At 57.2% G+C, this 8,390-nt stretch carries 7 protein-coding genes; 2 read left to right on the top strand and 5 right to left on the bottom strand.

Features of this window, described 5'->3' with window-relative positions:
• Positions 1 to 3: 3 nt before the first annotated feature.
• From ACEPPP_RS08390 to ACEPPP_RS08405, 4 genes are read right to left on the bottom strand one after another with little or no spacing between them, the layout of a single operon-like run.
• The gene (locus tag ACEPPP_RS08390) at positions 4 to 786 is read right to left on the bottom strand and encodes an efflux RND transporter periplasmic adaptor subunit (protein WP_374090607.1); all 783 of its coding nucleotides are present in this window, start codon (positions 784 to 786) and stop codon (positions 4 to 6) included.
• A gap of 35 nt (positions 787 to 821) precedes the next feature.
• Positions 822 to 2,810: a hypothetical protein gene (locus ACEPPP_RS08395; RefSeq protein ID WP_374090608.1), complete on the bottom strand. Its 1,989-nt coding sequence runs from the start codon at positions 2,808 to 2,810 to the stop codon at positions 822 to 824.
• Positions 2,811 to 2,812: 2 nt separating this feature from the next.
• Entirely contained in the window at positions 2,813 to 4,984 is a 2,172-nt protein-coding gene (locus ACEPPP_RS08400) for a hypothetical protein (RefSeq protein ID WP_374090609.1), read from the bottom strand.
• On the bottom strand, positions 4,985 to 6,043 hold the full coding sequence (locus tag ACEPPP_RS08405) for an efflux RND transporter periplasmic adaptor subunit (RefSeq protein ID WP_374090610.1): 1,059 nt from the start codon (positions 6,041 to 6,043) through the stop codon (positions 4,985 to 4,987). It lies immediately after the preceding gene.
• Between the two features lie 78 nt (positions 6,044 to 6,121).
• Between ACEPPP_RS08405 and ACEPPP_RS08410 the strand changes: the two genes are divergently transcribed.
• Together ACEPPP_RS08410 and ACEPPP_RS08415 are read left to right on the top strand one after the other, a co-directional pair.
• Positions 6,122 to 6,646 (top strand): helix-turn-helix domain-containing protein, encoded by a 525-nt coding sequence (locus ACEPPP_RS08410; protein WP_374088053.1) that lies wholly within the window; start codon positions 6,122 to 6,124, stop codon positions 6,644 to 6,646.
• Positions 6,585 to 7,346: a transposase gene (locus ACEPPP_RS08415; RefSeq protein ID WP_374088051.1), complete on the top strand. Its 762-nt coding sequence runs from the start codon at positions 6,585 to 6,587 to the stop codon at positions 7,344 to 7,346. The genes ACEPPP_RS08410 and ACEPPP_RS08415 overlap by 62 nt, the downstream gene beginning before the upstream one ends.
• A gap of 3 nt (positions 7,347 to 7,349) precedes the next feature.
• On the opposite strand, the gene ACEPPP_RS08420 is transcribed toward ACEPPP_RS08415, so the two are convergent.
• Complete coding sequence (locus tag ACEPPP_RS08420; RefSeq protein ID WP_374090611.1) at positions 7,350 to 8,258, bottom strand: hypothetical protein; 909 nt, start codon at positions 8,256 to 8,258, stop codon at positions 7,350 to 7,352.
• Positions 8,259 to 8,390: the final 132 nt, after the last annotated feature.

An 8,390-nucleotide genomic window follows, 5' to 3' on the forward strand; every position in this document is an offset into this window, starting at 1 on the left:
AGGCTACAAAGTTGGAAACTCCGCCTGGCAGCTGATGCCGCCCGGAATACGCTTATCTTTATTCGCAACTTCCAGACGAACACCTAAAGTTCCGCTCGCCGCATCGAGCACCGGATCGACGACCGTCACCTTCGCTAGGAATTCGCCGACGCCCTCGGGCTGCGGCTTAATCTTGATTTCATCGCCGACATGCACCTTGCCCAAAGCCGATGCCTGTAAAACCACTTCGACGTACAACGGTTGAATCTTGGCCAGTTTGAGGATGGGCAGGCGATCATTGGCCTCGGCGACTTCCCCGGGATGGTGCGAGCGTTCGAGCACAACCCCATCAAAAGGGCTTTTCAGCTCCTTCAGCTTCATCAGCTCCTGATATTCACGCACCTGCAATGCCGCAACGTTGTTGTTTTCCTTGGCCTCCAAGAGTTCCGCCGAAGCCAGCTTCATCCCGCTTTCCGACTCGTCCCGGTCGTTTGCTGACACGTAGAGGTCCTTATACAGCGCTTCGTCACGGCCAAATTTTTTGTTCGAAAACTCCAGCCGGCTCTTCGCCGCCAGTTGTGCGCCGCGCATGCTAGCCTTGAATTTCGCCTGATCATAGCGCGCCTTGTCGACCCCCATGTCCAGACTGATCAGGACCTGCCCCTGCTTGACAGAATCTCCGCGGTCGACATTCACTTTTTCGATCAAGCCCTCGATGGGCGCCTTGACTTCAATCACTTGGCTTGGCTCGACCAGGCACTCGATCGACTTGGCCTCTGCCGCTTGACTGATGCTTCCTAGTCCCAATAAACAGACTAGCCCTATTGGTTTACCACTTGCTTTCAAGAAGACTCCTTACCGGCGAAGGCCAGCATGCGATCGATCTTTCGATCGGAAACTAAGGTTTGTTCACGAATGCGCGCATTCTTCCGCTCCGCGCGGTATTGCGCCAAAAACAGAAACACGCGTATCCAGCCAGGGCTGACCACCGCCAAGCGCAGAAAAACCCGCATGACGCCTGGAAGATGGTGCCTGAATAAGTCGTCCTCGACGGCGACAATCGCTTCGGCACTGCCCGGGTCGCCCTGCCGCCCTGCCCGGCCGTAAAGCTGCCTATCGATACGCCCGGACTCCGAAAACTCCGTCAGAATGATGTGCAGGCCGCCCCGGTCTTTAACCCCCGAAGCCAGTTTGATATCCGTCCCCCGGCCCGCCATGTTGGTCGCCACCGTGACCACGCCGGCCTGCCCTGCGGCCGCCACCAGCTGGGCTTCTTCCGCATCCTGCCTGGCGTTCAGCAAACGGTGCTCAAGGCCGGCCTGCGTTAAAAGTTCGGCTAAGAGTTCCGACGCGGCTACCGAACAAGTGCCGATCAACACGGGCCGGCCGCGCTCGCGCGTTTCGACGCGCACAGATTCGACCACGGCCCGCCACTTGTCCTCCTGCGTAGCAAATACGCGAGACGGATAGTGAATCCTTTGTACGGGGCGGTGCGTCGGTATTTTGGACGTCTTCAAGCGATAGACCGACCACAGCTCGGCAGCGACTTCCTTGCCGGTTCCGGTCATGCCGGACAAGTGCAGATAGCGCCTAAAAAAGCGCTGGTAAGTGATGCGCGCCAGGGTAATTTTTTGCGGACTCAAGGCGCACCGTTCCTTCACTTCAATCAGTTGATGCAAGCCGTATTCCCAAGTGCGATCCGACATCAAGCGCCCCGTGTATTCATCGATAATGTGTATCTTTTCATCCCTCACCAGATAATGCCGGTCTTTATGATAAAGGTACCGCGCGGTCAACGCTTGCGTGACCAAATCCGTCCATACCGACTCCAGATGCCGAATGCCGCATTGCCCGGCGCATTGTTTCCGAACCTTGGCGATACCCGCCGGTTTGAGGCGCGCCACGCGTTCAGTCGCCGCAAGTTCATAATCGCTGTCCGGAGTTAATCCCTCTGCGGCCGCAATGGCGGCCTTGAAGATCTCTTCCGTCATATAGCTTTCGCCATTGCCCGAAATGATCAACGGCGTTCTGGCTTCATCGATCAGCACGCTATCGGCTTCATCGACGATGGCGAAGTGCAAGCCGCGCAGCAGCAAGTCGGGCACGGAGGCCTCGCCGTGCAGCATGCGCTTCAGATTGATGCGGCTCCGGCTCGGCCAATCTTTCAACTGCAAACGGTCGCGCAGATAATCGAAACCCAAGTCTTTATTGGTGCAATAGGTGATGTCGGCCGCATAATTGGCACGTTTTTGCTCCGGCGACAGGTCCTGTTGAATCACCCCGACGCTCAGCCCCAACGCACGATACAAAGGCTCCATTTCCTCGGCATCGCGAGCCGCCAGATAATCGTTGACCGTCACGACATGGACCGGCATTCCCCCTAAAGCGGCGGTGGCGGCGGCCAGCGTTGCGGTCAATGTCTTGCCCTCGCCGGTCGACATTTCCGCGATATGGCCACGTATCAAGGCATAACCGCCGCGCAATTGCACGCTGTAATGACGCTTGCCCAAGGTGATCGCCGACATTTCCCGAATCAGGGCAAACGCTTCCACGACCGCATCGAAATGCAAGCCCCGCCGTCGAAGATCGAGCGCAACCCGGCGCACTAGGCTTTGCAGGTCGGCCACGGGTAAACCTTGCAAACCGTCGCCCCTGCATTCGACACAAGCGATAAACCGGTCCGAACTGCGGTCCCATTTGCCCAGCCCCGAAAGAAACCGCGCCGATGTCGCCCTGAGCCAACGGTCTATCGCAAATTCGCGGCTATCGGCCCGCTCGGGGTAAGGGCCTTTTGCATAAGACTCGCTCGGACACGCGATCACCTTCGACACGCCTAGACTCCCAGCCGCGACAAGAACAACTGCCTGATTCGCCGCCACGCCTGATGCGCGAGGGATTCCGGGCGGTGAATAAAGCGGACGTGAGCGCGCGTGCCATAGGGCAACACCGCCGATGGCCTCCCCTTGTCATCGCCGTCAGATGTTTGCGCCAAGATCAAATCGAATTGAAACAATCGGTTCAAGGCCTTCGAATGGCTTTGTTCGCGCGGGTCTAGTTCCTGTTTGCCTCCCCCTTCGGTCGCCAACGCCAGGCTCGGTAATTCGGTATCTGCCGCCGGCACCTCGCGCAACAGGCGCGCGGGGATCAGCCTGTCCGGATTTTCCGCCAGGCGCACCTGGATGGAATCGGCATCGCGGCGCACTAAATCAATGTCATCCTGCGGCACGATGATACGCACGATGTCCCTGGACCGGTTGACCACGAAACCGAGCATATCGCCCTGATGCAGGAAACGCCCCGGCAAATCGGCCTCGCGATCCATAAAGAAACGACCGCCGATGTTGCTGCGAATCTGCAGTTTGTCCGCACGCGCCAATGCCCTATTCAACTCGGCTTCGGCCTGTATCAACTCCTCGCGCGTAATTTCGGCCTGATTACGATTCGCCTTCCATTCGGTCAGCCGCCGGGCCTTGATTTCCTCCACATGCGCCCGGTAAACCGCAATCTGGGCTTGCAGTTCGGGGTCTTCTGACTCCACGAGCACATCGCCGGGAGCCACACGGCTGCCAGAAGGGACGACGATGCGCCGCACGAACCCGGAACGGCCGGCACGCACTTCCGCCTGCGCCGGCCGCCACACCACCCCTTCGAACTGGGTGCGTAAAGGCAGGGGCACCAAGCCGATCAGGATCATGGACACCAATACAAACGCACCACTGATCGTAACGGCCCGGCGTCGTGTCGCGCCGAGATTCGGATCCGTCAGCACATACACCGCCGCCTTGTAGCCGGGTAGAACGACTAACGAATACGCATACCAAAGCCCCAATAAGAGCCCGATCAGCAGCAGCTTTTCCGCCAAATAAACGGCGATGCCCATCATCACGGTCAGACGATAGACATACGACAACGGCGTAAAGACCAAGAACCACCGCCGCTCGCCCTGGTCGGCATCGAACGTTGCCGGCTTCAAGACGCCAAAGACATGGCGATTGACCAGATGCCGCCAATACTGCGGCCCTCGCGCGGCCAAATTAGGGATTTCGATCAAATCCGCAAAAATGTAATACCCGTCGTAGCGCATCAGCGGGTTGCCGTTGAAGATCAATGTCGAAACGCTCGCGATGATCATCACGTTGTACAGCCCGGATCGGATCGCCCCCGGCTCCAATAAAGTCCAAAGCACCATGGCGGAACTCGCCAACGCCAACTCCACCATCATGCCCGCCGCGCCCACCAGCGCCCGATGCCACTTGTTGCGAAAGCCCGACGAAGCGCCCGCGTCGACGTAAGGCACGACCATGCCGATCATGATCATGATCCCCATCTCGTGCACCTCGCCGCCCCTGACCCGCACGGCATACGCATGCCCCAACTCGTGAAGCACCTTCACCAGCGGAAAGATGAACCACATCATGACCAGGTTATCCGTCGAAAATATGCGATCGGCGATATTTTCCGTCAACACCGTCCAATGCTGCGCGGCCAAAAGCGCGCCCACAATCAGCCAGGCCGCCCAAACGATCAGCCCCCAAAAGCTAAACAGCGGCTTGACCAAGGGCAGCGTCGCCCGTAAAAAACGATCGGGGTCGTAAAGCGGGATACGTATCGACAACGGATTGCGCAGGTTTTTCCACAACAAGCCGCGAGACTGTTTGTTGAAGCGCGCGAACAGTTCCGCGCTATCGGGCGCAACATCGCACACCAACAAATCGTTGGCATGCAGTTGCCCCAAAAGATGAATCATATCCGTCTGTCCGGGCGCCTCCGCACCCAACTGCTGCACCGCTTGCTGCCAGACCTGTTCCATGGTCCGCACGCCGTCCATGCCGTCCAGCAGCTTAAAAGCGGTTGGCGTCAAACGATGCGTGCGGCCGCTATTGACATCGGTCAGCACATACCATGGCCGGCCGCGATAACGATGCCTTTGCACTTGCACATGGTGCGAAAGACGCGGCTTTAACTCGGCGACCCGATGCCACGAAGAATCCAGGAACCGCGACATTTAAGGCAACCAGGTCCAGAGGCTGATACTCAACCAATCGACAAAGCGGCGTGTCCAGATTCGCCACAGACTGTCCTCTCCCACGCTGATTTTGCCGACGCCTTCCATCCCCGGCCGTAACAGCGGTTTTTCGCCCACCAACTCGGCTTCCACGCGAAAATAGTTGACGCCGTCCTCGGCGACGGCGACCGGCGTCACCGTTTTCACCGTAAAGGACAATATCTCCCCGGTCAGACCCGTCAGCGTCAACTGGCCGGATTGGCCGGGCTGCACATAACTGATGTCACGCTCGTCGACTTTCAGAATGATACGGTATGCATCCAGGGGAGTAATCTCATATAACACACTGCCCTGCTCCACCGGCGCGCCAAGCTTTTGGCTGAGATCACCCGAAACCACAATGCCGTCGAACGGCGCCCGGATAGACGCGCGCCCCAGCTTTTCATTCACCAGCCCCAATTGCGCTTCCGACTGGTTTAACTGCGCTCCCACCACACTGGCAGCCGCTCTGTCATGCTTGGCCAAGGCATCGCGATACTTGCGCACATTTTGCGTCACCTCGCTGTCGAGACGCACTTTTTCCAAGACCAGATCCTTATCATCCAGGCTTGCCACCAATTGGCCGGCTTTGACCCGGTCGCCGGCGCGTACAGGCGCTTGGCCGATAAAGCCTTCAAACGGCGCGACCATCGCCCGCTGCATCAGGCCCTCTATGACCGTTTTGGCAGTAATCCGAAACTCTCCCTGGACGCCGAACACCAGCGCCGCCAACAGCACGCCTGTCATCGCGGCCAGCTTGTACACGGGATGCTCGTCGCCCAACAAGGCGGATTTGATTTTTCGAAGCCGCGTATGGCATTTGCCGCCTAACCAGCGGTTCGCCTGCTGTTTTTCCAACAACAGCGGCGCCAAAGCCGAGCCCAAGGCTTCGCCCAGAACCTCGTCATTGGCGCTGGGCCGTCCCTGCTGATCATATTCGAAAGTCAATACGCCCAAGACCTGCCCGGGCAACTGGATCAGAAACGAAGCCACGGCATCGACGGCATCGGTTGCCAGCAATGCCTCGTGATCACTAGTACTACAAACCTAAAAAATGAAGGATAATAGCAAGCCCGAAAATCATCCCGCAAGGAAGCGATGCGCCCACTCACTCCGCTTATTTTGACGCAAGCCCAACAATCGACGCTGGAAGCCATTGTTCGAAGTCGGCAACTGCCGCACAGTTTAGTGCAGCGGGCGCGCATCGTCTTAAATGCGGGAGCCGGCCGTCGCAACAAGGCCAGCGCGCAGGGTCTGAACATCAAGGAAGAGACGGTCGGTTTGTGGCGTCGTCGTTGGCTGTCGGCCCAAGAGGCGCTGGCTGCCTGCGAAGATGATCCCGAACGTTTACGCCGGCAGATCGAGACGATTCTGGCGGATGCGGAACGTCCGGGTGCACCACAGACCTTCAGCGCCGAACAGGTCTGCCAACTGCTGGCGTTGGCTTGTGAAACGCCGCCTTCACCCTTGACGCATTGGACGCGCAAAGATTTGGCACGGGAAGCCGTTAAGCAAGGCATTGTCGACCGTATCTCAGCGACCAGTATTGGTCGTTTTTTAAATGCAGGGTCAGCTAAAGCCGCATCGAACGCGCTATTGGCTGAATCCCACCATCGACGATGAAGCCACCTTCCAGGTCAACGTCGAAGCGGTATGCGACCTGTATCGGCAAGCCCCGGCGCTGCATGCGCAAGGCATTCACGTGATCAGCATCGATGAAAAAACCGGCATTCAGGCCCTGGAGCGCATTCACCCCGCACAGCCCATGCAACCCGGACAGCCGGAACGGATCGAGTACGAATACCGGCGCCACGGCACCCAAGCCCTGATTGCCAACTTCGAGGTGGCAACAGGCAAGGTCATTGCGCCCACTGTTCAGGACACACGAACAGAAGCTGACTTTGTCGCCCACGTGCAGCAAACCGTCGCCACAGACCCTCAGGGGCAATGGCTGTTTGTGGCCGATCAGTTGAACACCCATAAATCCGCGACGCTGGTGGAATGGATCGCCAAAGCCTGCGGAATTGACGAGGACTTGGGCGTGAAAGGGGAACGCGGAGTACTACGGGATATGAACTCCCGCGCGGCTTTTTTGCAGGACGAAAGCCATCGCATTCGCTTTGTTTATACGCCCAAGCATTGCTCGTGGCTGAATCAGATCGAGATTTGGTTTGGCATTCTATCCCGTCGCTTGCTCAAACGGGCAAGCTTCACCTCGAGAGCAGATTTGAAAGGACGTATTTTTCAGTTTATCGATTTCTTCAATGAAACCCTCGCTAAGCCTTTTCGCTGGACTTATACCGGAAGGCCTCTGGTGGTTTAAAAATTATTCGGAGAATTTCCGGTGCGTTGTACTAGTGATTAGCCTTGTCGGTCGTGACTCGTTCTTCGCCTCGTCCTGCCGCGGCCAAAGGATATTGTGACGCTGATCGTACGCCTCTTCCATCGCGCGCGATAGTACCTGAACGGCTTCATGAGAGCGCTGAAAATGCGCCGTATAGGAAATTGCCTTGACCCGCAACTCACCCTTCTCAACCCAACCTAAACTGGCTCTTTTTAATTTCAACTGCGTTGCCAGATTGTTGACCAAGGTGATCAATACTTCTTGAAACTCGTCTTTTTCGGAAATCACGAGCAGCAAGTCCAGTAACCAGCTCGAACGCTCGGAAGCCAAAAACAGTTTTTGGTATCCTTCGCGCCAGAAGAATTGGGTCAGCCATGCCGTCCCCCACGACAGTTGTTGACGAACAAGTTGAATGGTGTGCCTGTTATCCGACGCCACGCCGATGGCAAAGGCGCCATAGACGGTATTTTGAATTTCGATCGGCTGCGCAATATGTGTAACGACTAAAGAGCCCGGACCCGGCATGGCCTTGACCGTAGCCCGCATCTCGACAGTGGAACGCTGCGCCAAAGCCGTCTGTGCGCTCATCGCCAACACGCCCAGATCCTGCTTGCCGGTCGGCAAAGCCGCAACGGGCACAAAGGCTTCCTCGCCCTCGCCCTTGAGTACGATCAGACCGCAATTAAAGTCGGTGATTTGCTGCGCACATAAACTCAGCCAGCATTGGCAAAGTTCACGAATATTTAATGACTGGCTCAGCGCCTTCCATGCATCGGGCGCATCGACGTGTGGGGGGGTATTCGAAGGGTTCGCAAAAATTTGCTTGTCATTATCAGCTTCAAAACCAAGTTGCCCTTCCCTACTGGAGTTAACGCGCTCTGCCGTATTCATTAACGCTTCCGAAGCTATTTGGTCTTAAAATTCTGAATCAAGGCGTGGAATCCGGTCGCTATATTAGCTGAATGGCCCAGGTTTTTGAACCGTTTTGCTCCGGCTCCCAATCTCCGTGTTGGGAACCGGCGC

It is taken from the genome of Methylomicrobium lacus, assembly GCF_041897535.1.
GTDB classification, from domain to species: Bacteria; Pseudomonadota; Gammaproteobacteria; order Methylococcales; family Methylomonadaceae; genus Methylomicrobium; species Methylomicrobium lacus_A.